The sequence below is a fragment of the Amycolatopsis sp. NPDC049868 genome, from assembly GCF_044461365.1.
GTDB lineage: Bacteria > Actinomycetota > Actinomycetes > Mycobacteriales > Pseudonocardiaceae > Amycolatopsis.
In genome coordinates, this window is record NZ_JBITKV010000008.1 from 143,072 (window position 1) to 163,887 (window position 20,816).

23 protein-coding genes are annotated in these 20,816 nt (G+C 69.3%); 11 read left to right on the plus strand and 12 right to left on the minus strand.

Annotated elements, in window-relative coordinates:
* Positions 1 to 162: 162 nt before the first annotated feature.
* From ACIBTM_RS29745 to ACIBTM_RS29770, 6 genes are all read right to left on the minus strand, one after another.
* Entirely contained in the window at positions 163 to 792 is a 630-nt protein-coding gene (locus ACIBTM_RS29745; RefSeq protein WP_395880453.1) for a lamin tail domain-containing protein, read from the minus strand.
* 133 nt (positions 793 to 925) lie between these two features.
* On the minus strand, positions 926 to 1,210 hold the full coding sequence (locus tag ACIBTM_RS29750) for a multiprotein-bridging factor 1 family protein (protein ID WP_395880454.1): 285 nt from the start codon (positions 1,208 to 1,210) through the stop codon (positions 926 to 928).
* Between the two features lie 32 nt (positions 1,211 to 1,242).
* Positions 1,243 to 1,743: a lamin tail domain-containing protein gene (locus ACIBTM_RS29755; RefSeq protein WP_395880455.1), complete on the minus strand. Its 501-nt coding sequence runs from the start codon at positions 1,741 to 1,743 to the stop codon at positions 1,243 to 1,245.
* Between the two features lie 100 nt (positions 1,744 to 1,843).
* Complete coding sequence (locus ACIBTM_RS29760) at positions 1,844 to 2,548, minus strand: response regulator (RefSeq protein ID WP_395880456.1); 705 nt, start codon at positions 2,546 to 2,548, stop codon at positions 1,844 to 1,846.
* Between the two features lie 456 nt (positions 2,549 to 3,004).
* Positions 3,005 to 4,012: a VOC family protein gene (locus ACIBTM_RS29765; RefSeq protein ID WP_395880682.1), complete on the minus strand. Its 1,008-nt coding sequence runs from the start codon at positions 4,010 to 4,012 to the stop codon at positions 3,005 to 3,007.
* Positions 4,013 to 4,057: 45 nt separating this feature from the next.
* Positions 4,058 to 4,708, minus strand: a complete 651-nt coding sequence (locus tag ACIBTM_RS29770; protein ID WP_395880457.1) for a hypothetical protein — start codon at positions 4,706 to 4,708, stop codon at positions 4,058 to 4,060.
* 68 nt (positions 4,709 to 4,776) lie between these two features.
* On the opposite strand from ACIBTM_RS29770, the gene ACIBTM_RS29775 reads away from it, so the two are divergent.
* On the plus strand, positions 4,777 to 5,415 hold the full coding sequence (locus ACIBTM_RS29775) for a TetR/AcrR family transcriptional regulator (RefSeq protein ID WP_395880458.1): 639 nt from the start codon (positions 4,777 to 4,779) through the stop codon (positions 5,413 to 5,415).
* Here ACIBTM_RS29775 and ACIBTM_RS29780 read toward each other — a convergent pair.
* Positions 5,393 to 5,809 (minus strand): DUF4345 domain-containing protein, encoded by a 417-nt coding sequence (locus ACIBTM_RS29780; RefSeq protein WP_395880459.1) that lies wholly within the window; start codon positions 5,807 to 5,809, stop codon positions 5,393 to 5,395. The two genes, ACIBTM_RS29775 and ACIBTM_RS29780, sit on opposite strands and share 23 nt — an antisense overlap.
* A gap of 87 nt (positions 5,810 to 5,896) precedes the next feature.
* Here ACIBTM_RS29780 and ACIBTM_RS29785 point away from each other — a divergent pair, with 87 nt between their 5' ends.
* Positions 5,897 to 6,505 (plus strand): TetR/AcrR family transcriptional regulator, encoded by a 609-nt coding sequence (locus ACIBTM_RS29785; protein WP_395880460.1) that lies wholly within the window; start codon positions 5,897 to 5,899, stop codon positions 6,503 to 6,505.
* 42 nt (positions 6,506 to 6,547) lie between these two features.
* Positions 6,548 to 6,955: a GNAT family N-acetyltransferase gene (locus ACIBTM_RS29790; protein WP_395880461.1), complete on the plus strand. Its 408-nt coding sequence runs from the start codon at positions 6,548 to 6,550 to the stop codon at positions 6,953 to 6,955.
* Between the two features lie 109 nt (positions 6,956 to 7,064).
* Here the strand turns inward: ACIBTM_RS29790 and ACIBTM_RS29795 are convergent, their stop codons facing one another.
* Complete coding sequence (locus tag ACIBTM_RS29795; RefSeq protein ID WP_395880462.1) at positions 7,065 to 7,589, minus strand: cysteine dioxygenase; 525 nt, start codon at positions 7,587 to 7,589, stop codon at positions 7,065 to 7,067.
* Between the two features lie 97 nt (positions 7,590 to 7,686).
* Between ACIBTM_RS29795 and ACIBTM_RS29800 the strand changes: the two genes are divergently transcribed.
* Positions 7,687 to 8,553: a LysR family transcriptional regulator gene (locus ACIBTM_RS29800; protein ID WP_395880464.1), complete on the plus strand. Its 867-nt coding sequence runs from the start codon at positions 7,687 to 7,689 to the stop codon at positions 8,551 to 8,553.
* A gap of 358 nt (positions 8,554 to 8,911) precedes the next feature.
* On the opposite strand, the gene ACIBTM_RS29805 is transcribed toward ACIBTM_RS29800, so the two are convergent.
* On the minus strand, positions 8,912 to 10,198 hold the full coding sequence (locus ACIBTM_RS29805; protein WP_395880465.1) for an amidase family protein: 1,287 nt from the start codon (positions 10,196 to 10,198) through the stop codon (positions 8,912 to 8,914).
* A gap of 101 nt (positions 10,199 to 10,299) precedes the next feature.
* Between ACIBTM_RS29805 and ACIBTM_RS29810 the strand changes: the two genes are divergently transcribed.
* The 4 genes from ACIBTM_RS29810 to ACIBTM_RS29825 are packed head-to-tail and all read left to right on the plus strand — an operon-like array spanning position 10,300 to position 15,054.
* Positions 10,300 to 11,283 (plus strand): ornithine cyclodeaminase, encoded by a 984-nt coding sequence (locus ACIBTM_RS29810; RefSeq protein WP_395880466.1) that lies wholly within the window; start codon positions 10,300 to 10,302, stop codon positions 11,281 to 11,283.
* Positions 11,274 to 12,620, plus strand: a complete 1,347-nt coding sequence (locus ACIBTM_RS29815; protein ID WP_395880467.1) for a Y4yA family PLP-dependent enzyme — start codon at positions 11,274 to 11,276, stop codon at positions 12,618 to 12,620. The genes ACIBTM_RS29810 and ACIBTM_RS29815 overlap by 10 nt, the downstream gene beginning before the upstream one ends.
* Positions 12,617 to 13,675, plus strand: a complete 1,059-nt coding sequence (locus ACIBTM_RS29820) for a PLP-dependent cysteine synthase family protein (RefSeq protein WP_395880468.1) — start codon at positions 12,617 to 12,619, stop codon at positions 13,673 to 13,675. Before ACIBTM_RS29815 ends, ACIBTM_RS29820 begins: the two co-directional genes overlap by 4 nt.
* Complete coding sequence (locus tag ACIBTM_RS29825) at positions 13,672 to 15,054, plus strand: MATE family efflux transporter (protein ID WP_395880469.1); 1,383 nt, start codon at positions 13,672 to 13,674, stop codon at positions 15,052 to 15,054. The genes ACIBTM_RS29820 and ACIBTM_RS29825 overlap by 4 nt, the downstream gene beginning before the upstream one ends.
* On the opposite strand, the gene ACIBTM_RS29830 is transcribed toward ACIBTM_RS29825, so the two are convergent.
* Positions 15,030 to 15,974 carry a hypothetical protein gene (locus tag ACIBTM_RS29830; RefSeq protein ID WP_395880470.1) on the minus strand — a complete coding sequence of 315 codons (945 nt, stop codon included), beginning with the start codon at positions 15,972 to 15,974 and terminating at the stop codon, positions 15,030 to 15,032. The two genes, ACIBTM_RS29825 and ACIBTM_RS29830, sit on opposite strands and share 25 nt — an antisense overlap.
* Before the next feature lie 125 nt (positions 15,975 to 16,099).
* On the opposite strand from ACIBTM_RS29830, the gene ACIBTM_RS29835 reads away from it, so the two are divergent.
* Together ACIBTM_RS29835 and katG are read left to right on the plus strand one after the other, a co-directional pair.
* On the plus strand, positions 16,100 to 16,525 hold the full coding sequence (locus tag ACIBTM_RS29835) for a Fur family transcriptional regulator (protein ID WP_395880471.1): 426 nt from the start codon (positions 16,100 to 16,102) through the stop codon (positions 16,523 to 16,525).
* 24 nt (positions 16,526 to 16,549) lie between these two features.
* Entirely contained in the window at positions 16,550 to 18,784 is a 2,235-nt protein-coding gene (gene katG / locus ACIBTM_RS29840; protein WP_395880472.1) for a catalase/peroxidase HPI, read from the plus strand.
* A gap of 106 nt (positions 18,785 to 18,890) precedes the next feature.
* On the opposite strand, the gene ACIBTM_RS29845 is transcribed toward katG, so the two are convergent.
* Positions 18,891 to 19,673: an ANTAR domain-containing protein gene (locus ACIBTM_RS29845; RefSeq protein WP_395880684.1), complete on the minus strand. Its 783-nt coding sequence runs from the start codon at positions 19,671 to 19,673 to the stop codon at positions 18,891 to 18,893.
* Between the two features lie 94 nt (positions 19,674 to 19,767).
* Positions 19,768 to 20,145, minus strand: a complete 378-nt coding sequence (locus tag ACIBTM_RS29850) for a VOC family protein (protein ID WP_395880473.1) — start codon at positions 20,143 to 20,145, stop codon at positions 19,768 to 19,770.
* Between the two features lie 89 nt (positions 20,146 to 20,234).
* Between ACIBTM_RS29850 and ACIBTM_RS29855 the strand changes: the two genes are divergently transcribed.
* Positions 20,235 to 20,786, plus strand: a complete 552-nt coding sequence (locus ACIBTM_RS29855) for a hemerythrin domain-containing protein (protein ID WP_395880474.1) — start codon at positions 20,235 to 20,237, stop codon at positions 20,784 to 20,786.
* Positions 20,787 to 20,816 lie beyond the last annotated feature (30 nt).

The window sequence follows — 20,816 nt, forward strand, 5'->3', positions numbered from 1 at the left end:
GCGAAGATGGAGTTTCCCGAGGATGAGGCAGGAGTTGCCGGATGAACACAATTATCGTTGGCGGTATGTCGCCGTTGGCGAGATACCGCCATACCGTCGTGGAAGGGCCCGGACCGCCGACGGCGGCCCGGGCCCGGTCGAGATGGGTCCGTCCTACGAGACTTACAGACCCGGAGTGCGCAGCTGGAGCGAGAAGTCCTGCCGGTTGTTGTCGGTGTCGGTGCTCAGGATGTTGCGGGTGTTCGCCGCGTTGAGCTGATCGGTGACGGCGTTCTCCGGAATCGCGGCCTGGCCTTCACGCGGGGTCACGACCGCGTTGCTGAAGGCGACACCATCGATCTTCGCGCTCGCCATGTTCTGCAACGAGAGACCACCGGCGGTCGGGATGCCCTCGGCGCCGGCCAGCGTGAACGGGATGACGTAGGTCTGGTCCACGACGTTGCCGGAGAAGTTCTGTCCGACCAGCACCGCGTACTGGCCGGTGTTGCCCTTCGGCTGCAGGATCGTGCCCGCCGGCAGGACGATCGTGTCGGTCACGACGTTCGTCGGCGAGTAGATGCGGATCACGTAGCCGCTGATGTCCTGCGGCTGGTTCGAGACGTTGCGCAGCTCGATGTACTCGTCGAGCAGACCGTTCACGCCGCGGGTCGAAACCTCGTTGACGACCACGGTGGACGAGACGAGCGGGGCGGCCTCGGCGCCCTCGCTGTCGCCTGCCGCGTTCGCGACACCACCGGCCATACCCATCGCCAGGATTGCGAATACCGCCGAAGCGCCCAGAATTCGTCGCACGGGAAATTCCTTTCAACTTGGTTTCCGGGGGTTTTGTTCCGTCGGGCCGGAATTCTTTCCTCCGGTGCCGACAGAACAATCATCCGAGATTCGGGTGCCGCCGGGAAGGGGCCAATTTTCCGGTACTTTCCCGTCACACGGGAATTGTCCGGCGGCGTCTTCTCGCGACCGCGGCGGCGAGTTCGAGGTCCCGGCTGGACGTGTCCAGCACATCGCTGAGCCACTGCCGCCAGTACGGACCGGGAATTCGTTTTCCTCGCTCCCACCGGGAAATCTCTTCTCGGGTCACGCTGTCGTTACCGGAGAGGGTGTGCAACTTCACGACCAGGTCACCTTGTGACCATCCTTTCGCGATTCGTTGTTCGGCGAGCAGTTCGCACAGCGGGGTCGCGTCCCCGCGTTCGCTGTTCGCGGCCACGACCGCACCTTTCTCGTTCTGGCGGAGCGCTTTCAGTCAAGTGGTCGTACGCAGCCGAAATCGGCCTTGTTGTTGTCGGTGTCGCGGCTGAGGGCGTCCCTCGCCTGGGCGAGCCCAGGACAGGCGACGGCGGCCTGGTTCTCGCGGCAGGGCGACGACGGCGTCCATCCGACGCTGTCGATCCTGGCCCCGCGCCGGTCCAGCAATGTCTCGCCGTCCCCGACGATCGCCTCGACGACCAGCTGCTGCACGCTCCCGCCGAAACCCTGCGCGGTGATGAGGAAGTGGTCACCGGCGGGGATCTCGCTTCCGGCGGGCATGGTGGCCAGCTCGACGGGCGCGGCTCCGCCCGTGCACGCCTGAACGGACCAGCCACCGATGTCGAGGGTGGTGGCGCCGGTGTTGTGCAGATCGATGTAACCTGCCGGGCCGCCGAGCACCTCGTGGATCTTGACCGACGAAGCCCGCACGGTGTCCGGGGCGGGGGTTCCGGCGAGCGCGAGGAGCAGCAGCAGGGAACCTGGCTTCGTCATGACAGCAACGCTAGAAAACCGATCTCGGTGCCACAGGATACGGCGGGTACCGAACCTCATCCGGTCTCGGTACTTCCGGTACATCGCTCACCCGGCCGGTCTAGCCCCGATGCCCGGCCAGCCCATCCACGGTGTGCAACTCGCCTTCGCACGGCGTCGTCTCCAGCCGCGGTAGGGGGTTGCCGCCCGGCCGGAACCGCAGGGTCCGGAACAGGTCACGCCTGCTGCCGAAGCCCAGCTTCTGCAGGATCCGGCTGACGTAGTTCTTCACGGTCTGCGTCGCGAGATGCAGTTCTTCGGCGATCTCGTCGTTCGACCAGCGGTAGAGGATGAGCGCGAGGATCTCCTCCTCCCGCCTGGTCATCGCGCTCGCGTAGCGCACGGCCTCGGTGACCGGCGGCGGGTTTCCGCCTGCCTGCAGGCATACCCGCTGGCCGGCGAGGGTGGAGCGCACCGCCGACATCACCTGCCCGCCGCTGGCCGACTTGTGCACGAAGCTGTCCGCGCCCGCGTTCAGCGCCATGGCGATGGCGGAGGGCGACGAATCACCGGCGAAGACCAGGACGGTCGCATCTTCGAACTGTTCCTTCACGAACCGGCAGATCGCGGTCCCGGCGGGCTCACCCCAGATCGAAAGCTCGGTGATGACCATGTCGGGGTGGCTTTTTTCGCACTGCCACAAAGCTTCCGGTTCGCTCGCGGCTTCGGTCACCGCCTCCACTCCAGCCGAATCCCGCAACAGCCTGCTGAGCGCATATCTGATGAGGGGCTGATCGTCTACTACGAGCGTGGTGACGCGGTTCATGGTTCCCCTTGGGGTATCGACGGGCGCCCGGTGTGGCCCGGGCCGTATGGTCGGCCCCTGGCCGGGCGGCGCTCGCATTCGCCGAGAACAGGTTCGCTCGCTCGGGCGATCCGTCGAACCGACCGTCGCGGCGACGTCGGTACTCATTATTGGCCGAATCCTCTTTCGTCGCGGTCCGGCATTGATCTTCTCGCTTATCCGCGCGGGTGAGGACCAGCAATCGGGTGACAAGGGTGAAAAGCCGCCACGCGGGTAGCCGTATTTGGGCCGGACGGCGGAACGGGGATACAGATTCCCAACGCGCCGCACCGGACACGTGGAAAGCCGAACCTCGTTGTGTTGCCGAGCCACTCACGGAGAAGGATGATCCGACGGGGCCGGGTCCTTTCTTCGGACCCGCTCAGATGATATGGCGATCGCCGTATGTCCACTGTGGTCTTCCGGAAGGCGGTGCGGTCAGTCCACTTCGGACGAAGTGTGCGGAACGCGGGCTCGACCGGCGAGATCGTGGGGATGACGGCTCGCCTGCCGAAAGGCGATAGCCGCACCGAGGGCGGCGGAAGCGGGCACGAAGACGTCTCCGCGCGGCGTCCGGTGCAGCGCGAAGCCGCCATCCTGCACCAAATTCTTCGTCGCGTCCAGGTCGTGGACGGCGACCGTGCACGCGACGAGCGCGGGCGATGCGGGAGGTCGCTCGCCGGGGAACAGGGTGTCGAGGCCGGAGGCGGGCACCAGCGTGAGTGACGCGTCGCCGAGCTGGAAGACCAGGGCGGGGCCTGCTGTCCTGGGCGTCCGGCTGAGGTATCGCTCGTATCGTGCGCGGACGGCGTCCAGTTCGGTGTCGGGGGTACAGATCGTGGCGTCGACGAGGCCGACGGCTCCGTTGGGGTGATCGATCCGCCGGGTGGCCTGGATCGCCGGGTCCAGGTCCGCGACGACGCCCACTCTGCCTTCCGCCGCCACGCCCGGTCCTTCGCCCTCGATCTCGAGGTAGCGGACGGTCTCGATCCCGGCGCCCGCCGGACGCCGCACCGTGTTCACTCCGCCGTGCCGCACTTCGGCGGTGGTCAATCGCGCGGCCGTCGCGTCGATGTCCGCGGAGGAGAACATCAGGATGTGCAAGCCCTCGAAGCGGTTCAGGCATTCGGTCAGCTTCGCCGCGGTGGCGTGGATCCGCTCCAGCAGCGTCGGTAACACGTCGGGCGGGGCCTGCAGCGGGACGATCCGCGCGCCGGCCGGGGCACGACCGTCCGCGGGGACGACGGTGGCCAGTTCGAGGAAGTCGTACGCGAAGTCGGCGTGGGTGTTGGCCGCGCCGAACGGCTCGGGCTCGGCGCCTTCCCGTGGAGGCATCGCGGGATAGGCAGGCGCCGGTACGGCGAAACCCAGGCGCCGGTAGAGGTCGAGTGCGGCGGGCAGGTCGCGGACGACGTGGCCGACGTGGTGCAGGCGGGTGATTTCCATGGTGGCCACGAGGTGGGCCTCCTTTCGTCGGTGCCGTCGAGGCGTTCAGAGCCGGATCAGGGTGACGCTGCCGCTGACGATCCAGATGATCCAGCCGAGCCAGCCGATCAGGCCTACCGGCGCGAACCGGTTCGTGCCGCCGACGTTGTAGGGGGCGGCGGACGAGGCGGCGAACAGCAGCGCGGCGCTGCCGTATCCGAGCCAGGTCTGCCAGGTGGGGAAGAGGCCCGCGGTCGAGCCGGCGGCGGTGAAACCCAGCAGTGCGATCGCCAGGAAGACCTGGTTGAACCCGAACAGGACGTTGCTCAGTCCCCACAGCCCGGCGACCGAGCCGCGATCGCGGGCGGCGGCCGCGGCCATGCCGAACCGCAGCGCCTCCACGCAGGTGAAAGTGGCGTTCTGCAGGAGCACCCCGGCGAAGCCGACCAGAGCCCACGCGCCCGGCCCGGATCCGCCGCTCCACAGCTCGGAGAGCAGGCCCGCGGCGAAGACCGTGGCGCACAGCCACGACGCCGGGACGATCACAGACGGGCGCTTCAGCGCGTCGCCGACGGCGGCGAAGTCGTCCGTGATCGCCTCAAGGTCCTTGTCCGACACCGGAAGCGGGAGCCGGGCGCGGACGTAGACGACGTTGACCGTGATCGCCACCAGTACGAACCCGAGCCCTCCGAGTCCGGCGATGCCGGTGAAGCTCATGACGGACCCCCGATATTTGGTTTACGCATGTTATATTCAATACAGCATGCGGAAGGCTGGAGGCAAACATGGAAGAGCGGTCGGAGGCGCGTTCGTACGACTCGCCGCGCCGGCTGGCGCAGGCGAACCGGACCCGGGCCGAGATCGCCGACGCCGCCCGCAGGTTGTTCGTCTCCCAGGGCTGGGCGGCGACCACTGTGCGAGACGTCGCCAGGGAGGCGGGTGTCTCGGTGCCCACCGTTTACGCGGCCTACCAGAACAAGACGGGGCTCGTCTGGGCGCTGGCGGACGCGGCGGACCTGTCCGCGGATCCACCGCGGATGCTGGCCGAGCTGGATCGCGAGCCTGCTCCCGCGCGGCAGCTGGCGGCGATGGCCGCCTACGACCGCCGCTTGTTCGAGCGAGCGGGGGATCTCATCCTGCTGGTGCGCGAAGCCGGGCGCACCGAGCCCGATCTCGACGGCGTCTATCGGCAGGCCCGGCGGGAGGCCGACGGCATCCGTCGTCAGGTGTTTTCCTCGTGGCCGGGAGGAGTCCTGCGTCAGGGGCTGGACATTCCCGGTGCCGTCGACAGCTATGCGGCCTTGTGCAACATCGACGTCTACACCACGCTCACCGTCGAGCGGGCCTGGACGCCCGACCGGGTCGAACAGTGGTGGGGTGAAGCGCTCTCCCGCGAACTGCTCACACGCCCGGACTCGCCTTGATCTCGTTCGTTCGCGCGGAGGCCTTCTCGTCGGCGGTCGCGAGCACGAAATACAGCGGCGGCAGGGCAAGTTCGATGACCGTCAGCGCGATCTGGAACCAGTGCGGCTCCCCGTGGACGGCCAGTGACAGGAGCCGGCCGGCGCCGCCGAGCAGGAAGACGCCGGCGAGCCACCGGACGGCCGTCGGCGAGATCGGTGACCGGCGGGCCGCCCAGATCCAGGCGAGGCCGTAGCCGAGGAAGATCGCGCCGTAGTAGCGCTCCCGGCTGTCCACGGTCGGCCCGGCCGAAGCCTCGCCGGGTACGGAATCGACGCCGAGGGCGAAGTGGAAGACGCCGATCGCCACGCAGGCGATCCCCATGATCAGCATGAGCGCCTTGAGCAGCCTGGCCATGTCCGGACCCCCGTCGCGTTGGTAGACACGTGTCTACTAGCGGGAGGGTAGGACCGTTGGTAGACACCTGTCAAGTAGGGTGGCGGCATGGCCACTCGTCATCGGCTCGCCCCCGCCGAGCGCCGCGATCAGCTGCTGGACGCCGGTGCGCGGTTGTTCGCCGCGAAGGCGTACGACGAGGTGTTCATGGAGGAGGTCGCGGAGCGGGCCGGCATCTCGCGCGCACTGCTCTACCGTCATTTCCCGGGCAAACGCGACCTGTTCGCCGCGGTCTACCGGCAGGCCGCGGACCGGCTGCTGGCGGAAACGGAGCTCGACCCGGACGTCCCCGTCCTCGAGCAGGTGACCGTCGGTCTCGACGCGCACATCGACTACTTCGTCGCGAACAGGAACACCGTGCTCGCCGCGAACAGGACACTCGCGGGCGACCCGATGATCCAAGCCGTCATCGACGACGAACTGGCCGTGCTGCGACGGCGTCTGCTCGACGCCGCCGGATTGGAAGACGACTTGAGGGGCCCGGTGTCGGCCGTATTGCTGAGCTGGCTGGTGTTCGTCCGGGCCCTCTGCGTGGACTGGCTGGTGAACCAGGCGTTCTCTCGTGCCGTCCTTCGTGACATGTGCGTCGGCGCGTTGACGGGAGCTCTCGGGGCGGTCATGGACCTCGACCGGATCGGTGTGGCCAAGGGCCGGTGAGACGCTGTAGGCCGTTGGTGCGAGAGAAAGGGCAAGCCCGTCATGGACGACTCTTACCGCCTGGAAGCAGGTTCCCCGTCGGTCGACGACTACCTGCGGTTGCGTCGCGAGGCGGGCCTCAGTGAACCGCCCAAGGAGCAGGCGGAGCGCGGGGTCGGCGGAGCTTGGGCGTCGGTACTGGTGATCCACCGGCCCACCGGTGAGACCGTGGGGATGGGCCGGGTGATCAGCGACGGCGGGTGGTACTTCCACATCGTCGACATGGCCGTGCTGCCCGCCCATCAGCGCCGCGGCATCGGGGACGCCGTCCTTGAGGCCCTTCTCGCCGCGATCGACGCCGCGGCGCCGGGCGCGTACGTCAATCTGCTCGGTGATCCGCCCGGATGGCGGCTTTACCGGCGCCACGGGTTCGTCGAGACCGCTCCCGGAACCATCGGCATGCGGCGCTAAAACGCCGGATAGAGCCGTCGGCGGGGTATGCCAATTCGCGATGCCGGGAATTGCGCGATGATATCGGTGCCGGGCGCGCTAGGCGAAATGGACCCACCTATTGCGCCTTTTACCGCGCGGTGGCGCGCATCCGGTAATTGCGGCGCACACTGGTTCCCTTGCTGAGGTCGGCGCCGTACACGTGCAAGGTGATGGCGATGGTGTCGCCCGCGTTGTGCACCTGGTGGATGTCGTCGGGCGGCGCGACGCCGCTCACCGATCCCGCCGGGCGTTGCCGCTGGGCCTTCCGCACCAGCCGGTCGCCGTCGATGTCGAAGATGGTCTCGGTCTCGGTTCCTTGCAGGACAAGGTATGTACACCAAACCAGGTGATCGTGGATCTCGGTGAGCTGGCCGGGCCGCCAGACCAGTGCGACGATCGAGAAGGCGGACTCGGCGTGCAGTGTGGTGCGGGTGTATCCCTCGGGGGAGCCGGTGCGTTCCGCCGCGGTGAGCAGTTGTGGAGTCGGCCGGAGTTCGGTGAGAACGGTCGCCGCGGCCTGTGCGGTGACAAGGGGTTCGGACGGCCTCCCGGTGCATTGGCTTAGACGTTTTATCAGCTCGGGGAGGCCGGGTCTGAGGGTGGTGACGGTCATTTGTGTTCTCCTCCTTCTCGTCGCTTCTCATCGTGGCCCGTTGTCCGGCCGTCGTCCAATGACGACATTCTTTCCTTCATATGGATATTCTTTATCCATGCTGAATCTGGTGCAGCTCACGGTGCTGGCGGCTGTCGCCCGCCATGGTTCGATGACCGCGGCGGCGAAGGAACTGCACTACACGCAACCGGCGGTGAGTCACCATCTCGCGAGGTTGGAGGCCGCGACGGGCGCGAAGCTGGTCCAGCGGATCGGCCGCGGTATCCGGCTCACTCCCGAAGGGGAACTGCTCGCCGCCCGCGCGGCCGAGATCGTCGGCCGGGTCGAAGGCGCCGAGGCCGAGCTGGCGGCGCAGGTGGGATTGCGTGCCGGGCGGGTCCGGATGGCGGGGTTCCAGTCGATCCTGAGCACCATCGTCCCCGGCGCGGCCGCCGCGCTGGCCCGTGCGCATCCCGGACTCGAACTGGGGCTGGTGGACGAGCATCCGGGCGAGGCGCTGCGCATGCTGCGGGAGGGGCGGATCGACGTCGCCCTGATCTTCCGGTACGCGGACACGCCACGTGAGGAGCAGGGACTCCGGCTCGTGCATCTGCTGGAGGACCCGATCTACCTGCTCACCAGCGAACCGGGGCAGACCATCGCCGATCATCGTGACTCGACCTGGATCGGCGGCTGCGCCCGCTGCCAGGACGAACTCGTCACGATCTGCGGGCGGGCCGGGTTCGCCCCGCGTATCTCGCTGGTCAGCGACGACATCGTCGTCATGCAGGCGCTGGTCGCGGCCCGGATGGGGGTCACCACGCTGCCCCGGCTGGCGCTGCGCGCCCACCGGATGCCCGGCGTCCACGCCACCGAACTGGCCGAAGACCCCCGTCAGATCTACGCCGCCACCTACGGGGATCCGCCCGACCCGCCTGCCGCGGCCGCGCTCATCGACGCCCTGCAGGCCAGCATCCGGCTCTGAAGTACATGAAGGCCTCCTTCCTTGCGCCTAGGTACAGGAAGGGGCCTTCATGTACTTGGGAAGGTGTGAAGGTCGAGTTTCCTCGGCTGAGCCGAGTGAAGGGGGCCTTCACGCGCGGCACTTGTGACCGCTGTGGCTGCTGGCGTACCTGGGGCGAGTGTGGCGATCATCGTGTCCGTGAAGGCCTCCTTCCCTACCTTCAGGGTAGGCAAGGAGGCCTTCACGGACCTGACCCGTGATCGACGTTCGCCTGCCCAGTCGCGAAAGCCACTTTCGCGACGTCTGATGTCCCGAAAGTGGCTTTCGCGACACGATCGCCGACGGCCCACGGGGGGCGACAGGGCGTGCAGGAGTTCGGTCAGCGCAGAACCCGTTCGGCGAAAGCCCCGACGGCCAGCAACTTCCGGTCTTCGCCGGCCAGACCGTCGAGGGCCAGCCCGGCGGGCAGCCCGTCGCTCGCGCGCCCCATCGGGACGGTCAGGCCGGGGAAGCCCGCGATGCTGCCGGGCTGGCAGTTGCGGATGAAGGTGGGGAAGGTCGGGACGTCGCGGCCGCGGTGAACGAAACTCCCGACGGCCGAGAAGTCCCGGGCCGTCGCCGGTGTGGTGGGGAAGGCCAGCGCGTCGATGCCGCTCTCGTCGAAGATCTTCGTGTAGGCGCGGTGCAAGGCTGATCGGGTGGCGAGGGCCGCCTCGTAGACGGACGACTCGACGCCCGGCACGACCGCCTCGGTGAAGATCTTTCGGACGTCGGGCGCGGCGATCTCGCGAACGAGCCGCTCGAACGAGACCTCGGGTACGTACTCGGCGAGGTAGGACCGGAGCCCGGTGCCCGCTTCGTGGATCACCAGCGGCATTCCCTGATCGACGACGAGTTCGGCGAGAGGCGTGTCGTCCAGCGGCACCAGGGTGACCCCTGCCGCGCCCAGGCGGGCGAGCGCGGCCGTCCAGAGTTCTTCGACGTCCTCGGACAGGTCGCCGGTCAGGAAACCGTGCGGCACACCCAGCCGGATCGGCGGGCTCTCGGTCAGGGGCGCGGGCTCTTCCGCCGCGAGGACCGCGTCGAGGAGCGCGAGATCGGCGACCGTGCGGGCGATCGGCCCGGCCGTGTCCCGCGTGCCGCTCAACGGCGTCATACCGTCGGACGGGTACCGGCCGGTGGTGGGCCGGAAACCGCAAACCCCGTTGAGCGCGGCGGGAATGCGGGCCGAACCGCCGGTGTCGGTGCCCAGCCCGGCCGGCACGATGCCCGCCGCGACGGCGACCGCGGTCCCGCCGCTGCTGCCCCCGGCGAACCGGGACGGGTCGTGGGCGTTGCGCACCGGGCCGAGCGGGGTCGTGTCGCAGGTGATGCCGAGGGCGAGTTCGTGCATGGCCGCCTTGCCGACGACGACGGCGCCCGCGTCGGTCAGCCGCCGGACCACGGTCGCGTGCTCACGCGGAACGTGGTCCGCCAGCGCCGGGGTCCCCGCGGTGCTCGGCATACCGGCGACGTGGATGTTGTCCTTGACCACCAACGGGATCCCGGTGAGCGGGCCGGTCGGTGCCGTCGCCCGGCCGGGTGGCGCCAGCCGGCCGATCGCGTTGAGATGCCGCACTTCTTCCGCTCGCGCACGGCTTTTCTCGGCGCTCCAGGGTCCGCTCACGGCCGCCAGCCTAGCGTGACAAGGAGCACAGTTACTGATAAAGACAATCATTTTCATTAAGCTGCGGCGCGCCACCTTCCCACAAGAAAGGTCGATCGTCCATGAGCTCCGGTCCCTCGCTGCACATTCTCACGCGCTCGGATCTGCACAGCCTCGAACTCACCCCGGGCGAGGCGATCACGATGGTCGAAGACGGCTACCTCGCCTACGCGGCCGGAGCCTCGCGGAACCCGGCGAAGCTGATGGTGCCGATGCCGGATCCCGCGCGGGACGCCGTCGCCTACTCGATGCTCGGCTACGACGGCTCCCTCGAACAGGCCGCGTTCAAGACGAGCTACCGCCAGGGCAGCACGTCGGCCGAGAAGTACTACACGACGATCACCCTTTACGACGACACCACGGGCCTGCCGTTCGCGCTCATGGACTGCCACCGCGTCGGCGCCACCCGTACGCCGGCGAGCACCGCGCTGATCGCGCGTTCGTGTGCCCGTCCGGGCGCGCGATCCGCGCTCATGGTCGGCACCGGCGCGCAGGGGATCCGGACGCTGCCGTACCTGCTCACCGCGCTGCCGGAGCTGGAGCGGCTGCGGCTGTTCGGCACGCATCCCGACGGTCTTCGCGACAGCGTCGCCGCAGTGAAGGAGTGGTTCCCGGACCGCGAGGTCGAACTCGTCGACGACGTGGAGGCCGCGGCGCGCGAGTCCGACATCGTGGTCGCCGCGTCGGGCCGGGCGGCCCACCCGAAGATCCGCCTCGGCTGGCTGCCGCCGGGCGGGCTGCTGATCTCGGTCGCCAGCAAGGGAGTCCAGGAAGGCACCCTCGCCGAGGCCGGCTACACCGTGGCCACCAGCGGCGCGCAGGTCGAGGTGACCGGGCAGCGGATGGCGGGTCCGGACGGCGTATTCCGGATCGACGCCGAACTCCCCGAGATCCTCGCGGGCCGGGCTCCCGGCCGTCGCGGCGACGAAGACCGGGTGTTCGCCTTCAGCAGCGGCATGATCATCACCGACATCCCGGTGGCGCACGCGCTGGCGGCCCGCGCCATCGCCGCGGGCCGCGGCCGCGAGGTGGCCCTGTGGACCTGATCGACACCCTGTCCCCGCCCCTGCCCGCGCTCGAACGTCCTTGGGCGCGCCGGCTGCGTGACTCGGAGACGCTGTGGGAGATCGCCCGCGGTGTCGGCGGCGGCCCGTTCCACGTGGTCCATCCGGCCACTTTCGCCGAAAACCTCGCAGGGATGGTCGCGGCGCTCGCCGCCGAACGCGTCGAGGGCACCGTCTACTACGGGAAGAAGGCGAACAAGGCGGCGGCGTGGCTGCGGGAGTGCACGCGTCCCGGCGCGGGAGTCGACGTCGCGAGCGTGCCCGAACTGGTGCACGCCCTCGGAAACGGCCTGCGCGGCGAGTCGATCGGGGTCACCGGCGCCGCCAAACCCGACGGCCTGCTCTGGCTCGCCCTGCGGCATCGCTGCCTCATCGCGGTGGACGCGGCCGACGAGCTGGAACGCGTCGCCCGGCTGGCCGCCGAACTCGGGGAGACCGCCGAAGTGCTGCTGCGGGTGCGGCCGCCGTCCGCGCCGGAGAGCCGGTTCGGTTTCGCGCCCGATGCCTTGGCAACGGCCGTGCGCCGGTGCGGCGGCCCGGTCGTCCTGCGGGGTTTCTCGTTCCACCTCGACGGCTATGACCCCGTGCCGAGGGCGGAACTCGCGGCGTACCTGATCGAGCTGTGCCACGACGCCCGCGCGCTCGGGCATCCCGCGTCGAAGATCAGCGCCGGCGGCGGGATCGCCGTGTCCTATGTGGACGCCGGTGACTGGGCGCGGTTCGAGGCAGGCAGGCACGACGGCTGGTTCCACGCCGGTCGCAATCCGGCCAGGACGTACCCGTACCACCAGGCGCCGACCGGGGCCGCGATGGTGACCGCGATCCTCCGGCACGAGATCGCCGGGAAGTCACTGGCGGAGCGCCTGCGCGCGGCCGGGATCGAGCTGCTGCTCGAACCGGGCCGGGCCCTCGTCGACGGCGCCGGGTTCTCGGTGTTCCCGGTGCTGGGCTGCAAACCGGCCGACGACCACCTGATCACCACGGTCGCCGGCCTGTCGATGAGCCTGTCCGAACAGTGGAAGGGCAGCGAGTTCCTGCCCGACCCGCTCCTCGTGCGCCGGGACGGGCCGGGCGGCACGCCGGTGCGCACCATCGTCGCGGGGTCGAGCTGTATGGAGTACGACGTGCTGACCTGGCGTGCGGTGGAGCTGCCCGCGCGGCCGAGGACCGGCGACCTGCTCGTGTACCCCAACACGGCCGGCTACCAGATGGACAAGAATGAAAGCGGTTTCCACCAGCTTCCGTTACCGCCGAAAGTGGTGGCCGACGGCGACCGCTGGCATGTCGACACCGACCACCCGATCCAGGAGATCCGATGACGATCGTCCGGCGCGCGTCCGACCTGATCGGGAACACGCCGCTGCTGGAGCTCGCGCGCACCGGCACCGGGACGCGCCTGCTGCTCAAACTCGACCAGCTCAACCCCACCGGTTCGTGCAAGGTGCGCATGGCCAGGCAGATGATCGACGAGGCGGAGCTCGAAGGACGGCTGCGGCCGGGCGGGCATATCGTCGAACCCACCTCCGGTAACACCGGGAACGGGCTCGCGCTGGTCGCGCTGGAACGCGGCTACCGGTTAACCGCCGTGGTCGATCACCACGCGGCCCGCGAGAAGCTCCGGATGCTGCGCGCGCTCGGCGCGGAACTGGTGTTCGTCGAATGCCCGCCGGACGGCGGCGTCAGTTCGGTCCAGCGGCGGCGGGTCGCGGCCCGGATCGCCGCGGAAACCGGCGCCTACCATCCCGATCAGCACAACCATCCGGGCAACGGCAACGGCTACACCGGGCTGGCGCGGGAACTTCTCGGGCAGCTCGGCGACGTCGACGTGCTCGTCGCGGCGATCGGCACCGGCGGTTCCCTGTGCGGCACGGCCCGCGCCCTGCGCGCGGCGGGAGCGGGCACCCTCGCGGTGGCGGTCGAACCCGTCGGCTCGATCATCTTCGGCGGCGCGCCGGGGATCTACCACCAGACCGGGGCGGGCAGCCCGGCCGGTTTCCCGATCGGGGACAACGTGGACCGGTCGGTGATCGGCGAAGCCCATCGCGTGTCCGACAGCGACGCGTTCGCCGGGGCCCGCGTCGTCGCCAGGCGCACCGGCGTGCTGGTCGGCGGGACCACCGGCGGCGCGATCCAGGTCGCGCTCCGGCGGCTCTACGCGTATCCGGCCGGCAGTGTCGTCGTGGTGCTGTGCAACGACGCGGGGGAGAAGTACCTCGATTCGGTGTACGACGACGAATGGCTGCGCGCCAGGGGCGTGCTCGACGAACCGGCCCACCGCCGGATGGACCGCTGGTTCGCCGCCTACGCCGAGTCCGTGCGGGTCGCCACGCGCGATCGGGCGGTGTGCCGGACGCCGGTGGCGGTGGGCGGATGAGCACGGCGGTGACGACCCGCGGCTATCGGGCGCTCGTCGCGCTGGCCGCGCCGATCGCGGGAATCCAGCTGGCGCAGGTCGCGCTCACCAGCGTCGACCTGGCCATGCTGGGGCTGCTCGGGGTGACCGCGGTGGCGGCGGGCGGGCTGGCGATCCTGCTCTACAACCAGATCCGCACCATGTGCGTCGGCATGGTCACCGGCGTCGGGAACCTCGTGGCGACGGCGGCCGGGGCCGGGGAACTCCGCACCGGCACCGGTGAACTCGACGAGCGCGCACGGGACGAGATCCGGTCGCTCCTGCGGTCGGCGCTGCTCGTCGCGACACTGACCGCGGCGATCGGTGCGGCCGTCCTTTGTGGACTTGCCGCCGCGTTGCCCCTGCTCGGCCAGAAACCGGAGATCGTGGCGCTCGCCGGTGCGATGATGTTCGCGCTGGCGGGCGGGCTCTTCCCGATGGTGTGGCTCAACGTCGTGCGCCAGTTCGCCGTCGGGCTGCGGCGTCCGGGTTCGCTTCTCGCCGTGACGCTGGTGTCGATCGCGGTCAACGCCGCCCTCAACGCCGCCTTCATCTACGGCTGGGTGGGCCTGCCCGAGCTGGGAGTCGCCGGAATCGGCTTGGCGACGACCCTGGTCCAGTTCTTCACGCTCGCCGTGTTCGCCTCGGCCCTCCGGCGGGATCCGCTGTTGCGCCCCATGGTGTCGCTCGCGCTGTGGCGCGCGGATCCGGCGGTGGTCCGGCGTATCGTCCGGCACGGGACCCCGATCTGTTTCACCTACGGGTCGGAAGCGGCGATCACCTCGATCGCGACGATGCTGATGGGTGCCTTCGGCCCGGCGATGCTCGCCGCGTCGAATGTCGCGAACCAGCTCGCCTACATCGTCTACCAGGTCAACATCGGGCTGTCGCAAGGATCGTCCATTTTGGTCAGTCGTGCGGTCGCCCACGGCGAACGAGGGCGGGCGCCGGTGATCGCCCGCCAGGCGTTCATCCTCTCCTGGTCCTTGATGGCGGTGGTGAGCCTGGCGTACCTGCTGGTGCCGCGGGCGCTGTTGTGGCCGTTCCTGCACGACGAGGCCGACACGGTGGTGCTCGGCACGGCGTCGGCCCTGCTGGTGTTCGCCATCGCGCAGCAGTACAGCAAGGGAACGCAGAACATCCTCGTCGGCTTGCTGCGCGGGCTCGGCGACACCGTTTCCGGCCTCCGCTGCACACTCGTGGGGTACTGGGCGGTGGGCGTGCCGGCCATGTTCCTGTGCGCCTACGTGTTCGCTTGGGGCGGCTGGGGAGTCTGGGCCGGTCTGTGCCTCGGCTTCGCGGCGACCGCGGTCCTGCTCGGGCGGCGGTTCGCCGGTCAAGGGGCCGGTTCGGCGCGGTAGCTGTCGATCCGGGCGAGCAGGTCGCGGGAGGCGGGATCGTCCGCGTGTTCGCGCAGGAGTGCCGCCAGCGGCGCGAGCCGGTCCTTGGTGCGGGTGGAACCGAGGCCGCGCGCGAGGTCCATCGCCCTGGTGCCGGTGTGGACGGCTTCGTCGAAATCGCCCTGGAGCGCGTGGTTCTGCGCGAGCATGATCAAGGTGAGCGCGAGGCTGCGGGACATTTCGGCGCCGTAGCCGTCGACGGCGTCGCGTAGTCGCGCGATCGCCTCTTCGCTGTACCGGGAGGCGACCGTCCCGGCCAATTCGGTCAGGACGGTCCCGCGCATCGCGGCCATGTCCGTGGTACCGAAGAAGGCTTCCCAAGGTCGTGCCGTCGCCCAGTCGTCCGCGTGTTCGAACTGACATTCCGCCCGCGCCAGGCTCCCGAGAGCGGCGCGCTCGTCACCTGCCTTGGCCAGCGCCCACGCCTCGTTGATCGTCAGGATCGCCTGTGCCCGAAGGGAACCGGAGCGGTGAGCGGCGGCTTGGCCATGGCGGAGATGGTTCAGCCCGCCCTCGACGTCGTCATGGTGCAGCGCCAGCCTGCCGAGGCGGTAACAGATGTTGGCCATGAGACCGTCGTTGCCCGCCGCGGCGGCGAGACCGAGCGCGCGGTCGAACCGGAGCCGCGCGGCGACGCGGCGGCCGATGTCGAATTCCGTCCAGCCGAGCAGATTGTGCAGATCGGCGAGCATGGTCAGCAGTCGTGACCGGAGCCCGCCGGGTATCGCGCCCCAATCGAGCAGCAGGCTGACCGACCGCACGACTCGCACCGCGTCGTGGGAAAAAGCACCGCCCTGCCGGTAGTCCAGTGCGCGGAGGACGTCGACGGCGTTTTCGAAACGTTCGACTTCGGCGATACCGATACGGCCGGTCGTTGTCATGAACTCACCTCACGCAAGTCATGGCTCGGTCCACGGCTACCCGGCGCCGTCCCGTTCGAAACCGGCGTCACTCCTGTGGTTACTTGATTTGACCCGTTCCAAAGACGCTCTTATCGTCCTTGGTGATGTCCGACTTCGAGGCACAGCTGCGAGCGGTTTCGTTGCGCGTGACGCGGCCTCGGCTGGCCGTGCTCGCGGCGCTGCGCGATAATCCGCACGTCGACACCGAAACGGTGATAACGCTGGTGCGGGCCGAACTTCCCACGGTCTCCCACCAGGCGGTGTACGACGTGCTGCGGGCGCTCACCGAAACCGGTCTGATCCGGCGTATCCAGCCCGCCGGCGCGCTCGCCCGGTACGAGACCCGGGTGGGGGACAACCACCACCATGTCGTGTGCCGTTCCTGCGGTGCGATCGCGGACGTCGATTGCGCCGTCGGCCACGCCCCTTGTCTCACCGCTTCGGGCGATCACGGGTTCGTGATCGACGAGGCGGAGGTCGTCTACTGGGGCCTGTGCCCCGGCTGCGCGGCCGAACCTGTCCAGCGATGAATTCGCCTGCCCGGAAGGAAAGAAATGAGTGACAACCCGGAGAAGGGCTGCCCGGTGGCCCACGACTCCGTGACCGCGCACGGTAGCGAGAGCGAGAACCCGGCGATCGACTCGCCGACGCCGAAGTCGGGCGGCCGTCCGCGCACCAACAAGGACTGGTGGCCCAACCAGCTCGACCTCTCGGTGCTGCACGTCCACTCGTCGAAGGCCAATCCGCTCGGCGCGGACTTCAGCTACGCCAAGGAGTTCGCGAAGCTCGACGTCGAGGCCCTCAAACAGGACATCACCGAGGTGCTCACCACCTCGCAGGACTGGTGGCCCGCCGACTTCGGCCACTACGGCGGCCTGATGATCCGGATGAGCTGGCACGCCGCGGGCACCTACCGCATCCACGACGGCCGTGGCGGGGCCGGTGACGGGGGGCAGCGGTTCGCGCCGCTCAACAGCTGGCCCGACAACGCCAACCTCGACAAGGCGCGGCGGCTGCTGTGGCCGGTCAAGGAGAAGTACGGCCAGCAGATCTCGTGGGCCGATCTGCTCGTGCTCGCCGGGAACGTCGCGCTGGAGTCGATGGGGTTCAAGACGTTCGGCTTCGGTTTCGGCCGCGTGGACACCTGGGAGCCCGAGGAGATCTTCTGGGGCCCGGAAGACACCTGGCTGGGTGACGAGCGCTACGCGAGCGACACCGAGATGGTCCCCGACGTCGGTGCGACCGAGATGGGCCTCATCTACGTCAATCCCGAGGGACCCCGCGGCAACGCGGACCCGGCCGCGGCGGCGCACTTCATCCGGGAGACCTTCGCCCGGATGGCGATGAACGACGAGGAGACCGTCGCGCTCATCGCCGGGGGCCACACCTTCGGCAAGACCCACGGCGCCGGTATCGCCGACGACCACGTCGGCCCGGAGCCCGAAGCCGCCCCGCTGGAGACGCAGGGCCTCGGCTGGCTGAGCACGCACGGCAGCGGCAAGGGCGCCGACGCGATCACCAGCGGTCTCGAGGTGACGTGGACCGACAAGCCGACGCAGTGGAGCAACCGGTTCTTCGAGATCCTCTTCGGCTACGAATGGGAGCTCACCACGAGCCCCGGCGGCGCCAAGCAATACGTCGCCAAGGACGCCGAGGCGATCATCCCGGACGCCCACGACCCGGCCAAGAAGCACAAGCCGACCATGCTCACCACGGATCTGGCGCTGCGCGTCGACCCGGAGTACGAAAAGATCTCGCGCCGCTTCCTGGAGAACCCGGACGACTTCGCGCTCGCGTTCGCCAAGGCCTGGTACAAGCTGCTGCACCGCGACATGGGCCCGGTCAGCCGCTTCCTGGGGCCGTGGGTGCCCGAACCGCAGCTGTGGCAGGACCCGGTGCCGGACGTCGACCACGAGCTCGTGGGGGACGCCGACATCGCCGCACTCAAGGCGAAGGTGCTCGAATCCGGGCTCACGGTCGCGGAACTGGCCGGTACCGCTTGGGCGTCCGCCGCGAGCTTCCGGTCCACCGACAAGCGCGGCGGCGCCAACGGTGCCCGCATCCGGCTGGCGCCCCAGCGTGACTGGGAGGTCAACCAGCCGGAGCGGCTCGCGAGCGTGCTGGAGACCCTGGAAGGCATCCAGCGCGAGTTCAACGAAGCCGGTGGCGCCAAGATCTCGCTGGCCGACCTGATCGTGCTGGCGGGCACGGCCGCCGTCGAGAAGGCCGCGCGCGACGCCGGCACCGAGGTGACCGTGGCGTTCCACCCCGGCCGCACCGACGCCACCCAGGAGGACACCGACGTCGAGTCGTTCGCGCTGCTCGAACCGCGTGCCGACGGGTTCCGCAACCACCTGCGCCCCGGGGAGAAACTGCAGCCGGAGGTCCTGCTCGTCGAGCGCGCGTACATGCTCGACCTGACCGCGCCCGAGATGACCGTCCTCGTCGGCGGCCTGCGGTCGCTCGGGATCACCGCCGGCGACACCCGGCACGGCGTCCTCACCGACCGGCCCGGCGTGCTCACCAACGACTTCTTCACCAACCTCCTCTCCCCGGGCACCCGGTGGAAGGTGTCGGAGTCCGAGGAGAACGTTTACGAGATCCGCGACGCCGCCACGGACGCGGTGAAGTGGACGGCCACCGCGGTCGACCTCGTCTTCGGCTCCAACTCCCAGCTGAGGGCGCTGTCCGAGGTCTACGCGGGCCAGAGCGCGCGCGAGCGGTTCGCCGCGGACTTCGCCAAGGCGTGGACCAAGGTCATGGAACTGGACCGGTTCGACCTCGACTGACGCCGTCGCGTCCCCTTCGGGGCAAAGGCTCCCTTCGCCGCATCAGACGCGACGAAGGGAGCCTTCAGCCCGCGCACGACAGCTTCCGCAATCCCGGCGCTGCGCTTCAAGGGGTGTCGAGCTCCCCATGCCGGGTAGCCAGCGTCCGGGCGACTTCGGCGAGTTTGACGTTGAGGTCCTGGGAGGTCCGGCGCAGCAGGTCGAAGGCCTCGTCGGCGGTCAGGCCGCGGCGTTGCATGAGGATCCCTTTCGCCTGCCCGATGACGTCGCGCGATTCGACGGCCCGCCGGAGATGGCCCGCCTCCAGCTCCGCCCGGCTCACGGCGGTGGTGCTCGCCAGCGCGAGCGAGCCGTGGGTGGCCAGCAGGAGCGCGGAGTCCTGGGCCGGCGGGCCGAGGGCGCCGGGGCGGCGGCTGTAGATGTTCAGCGCGCCGGGCACCCTGGGCGGGCTCGCGTCGGGCGTCAGCACGGTGGACAGGATCGCGGTGTAACCGTGCCGCACGGCCGCCGCGGAGAAGTCCGGCCATCTCTTTTCGGCTTTGAGATCCGCGCTGCGGATGTAGCCGGGGCCGCCGTTGTCGGCCGCGTCGACGCAGGGCCCCGTTCCGGCGCGGTACTGCACCTCGTCGAGTTCCAGTGCCACCTCGCCGGTCGAAACCGGGGTGTGAAAGGTCCCGTCCGGGGCGCGGAGGGTGACCGACACCAGATCCGCGCCCGGGACCACCCGGTACGCGGCGGCGACGATCTGTTCGAGGACCTGGGCAGGCGTCGAAGCGGCCAGCAGCAGGCGCGTGAGTTCGACGAACTGGCCCGCCAGCGGGCCCGCCGGCGGGCACTCGCCGGAGCCGAATTCGTCCTTGTCGCGTTGCCACAGTGCTTCGTCCGCCATCAGCTCACCATCCCGGTCGGGTTCGGTGTCCTTCGCCGGATACCCGCCTTCGCCGTCGGCCAACCGGCGGCCGGAACGTCCTGTGTGGACAGTTCTACGGGTCGACCCGCTTGCGAAGAAGGCAGAACACGTTTCCTTCGGGGTCGGCGAGCACGTGCCACGACTCTTCCCCGGTCTGGCCCACGTCGGCGGGCCGTGCTCCGGCGGCGAGCAGCCGCTCCAGCTCCGCCTCCTGGTCGCGGTCGGTGGGGTTCACGTCGATGTGCAAGGGGAGCTTGCCCGGTTTCGGATCGTCGCTGCGGCTCAGGATCAACGTGGGCTGCGGGCCGCCGAAGCCGACGCCGGGCGGGCCGATCTCGATGTCTTCGCCGTCTTTGCCGATCTCGACGTACCCGAGCACTTCGCACCAGAAGGCCGCCATCCTGACCGGATCGGCGCAGTCGAGGATGAGTTCGGTGATACGGCAGGCCATGCCGCGAGGATAGCCCGGTTTCGGCGGATGAATCCGCGCGGACCGGGTATCCGGGGACGTCGAGTTGATCCCGAACCGAGGAGGCGGCCGTGGCCGGCGACGTCGTTGACTTGATCATGCAGGACCATCGCGAGGTGGAGCGGCTCTTCCGAGAACTGGAGCGGCATCCGGAGAAACGGCCGCTGCTCGTCCCGGTGCTTTCGTCGCTGCTCACCGCGCACAGCCGTGCGGAGGAGGCCGAGGTGTACCCGGCCGCCAAGGGCGAAGCGGACGAGGCCGAAGACGTCGCGCACGGTCAGAAGGAACACGCCGAAGCCGAGCAGTTGCTCGCCGAGCTGAACGAAACCGAGCCCGAATCGAAGCAGTTCGACAAGGTGCTCTCCGACCTCGTCGAGGCCGTGCGGCATCACGTGAAGGAGGAGGAATCCACCGTCCTGCCGAAGATGCGGCGCGAACTGGACGAAGGGCGGAGGCGCGAGCTGGGGAAGGCTTTCGTGAGCAGCCGGACTTCGCATCTCGGCGACCGTCCCGGTGAGGCCACCAAACGAGAACTGCTGGCCCAGGCGCACAACGCGGGTGTGGCGGGCGCTTCGAAGATGGACAAGGACGAGATCGCGCGTGAGGTGGCCAAGTCCTCGTGACGGTTGCGGACCGCACCGCACCCTTCTACC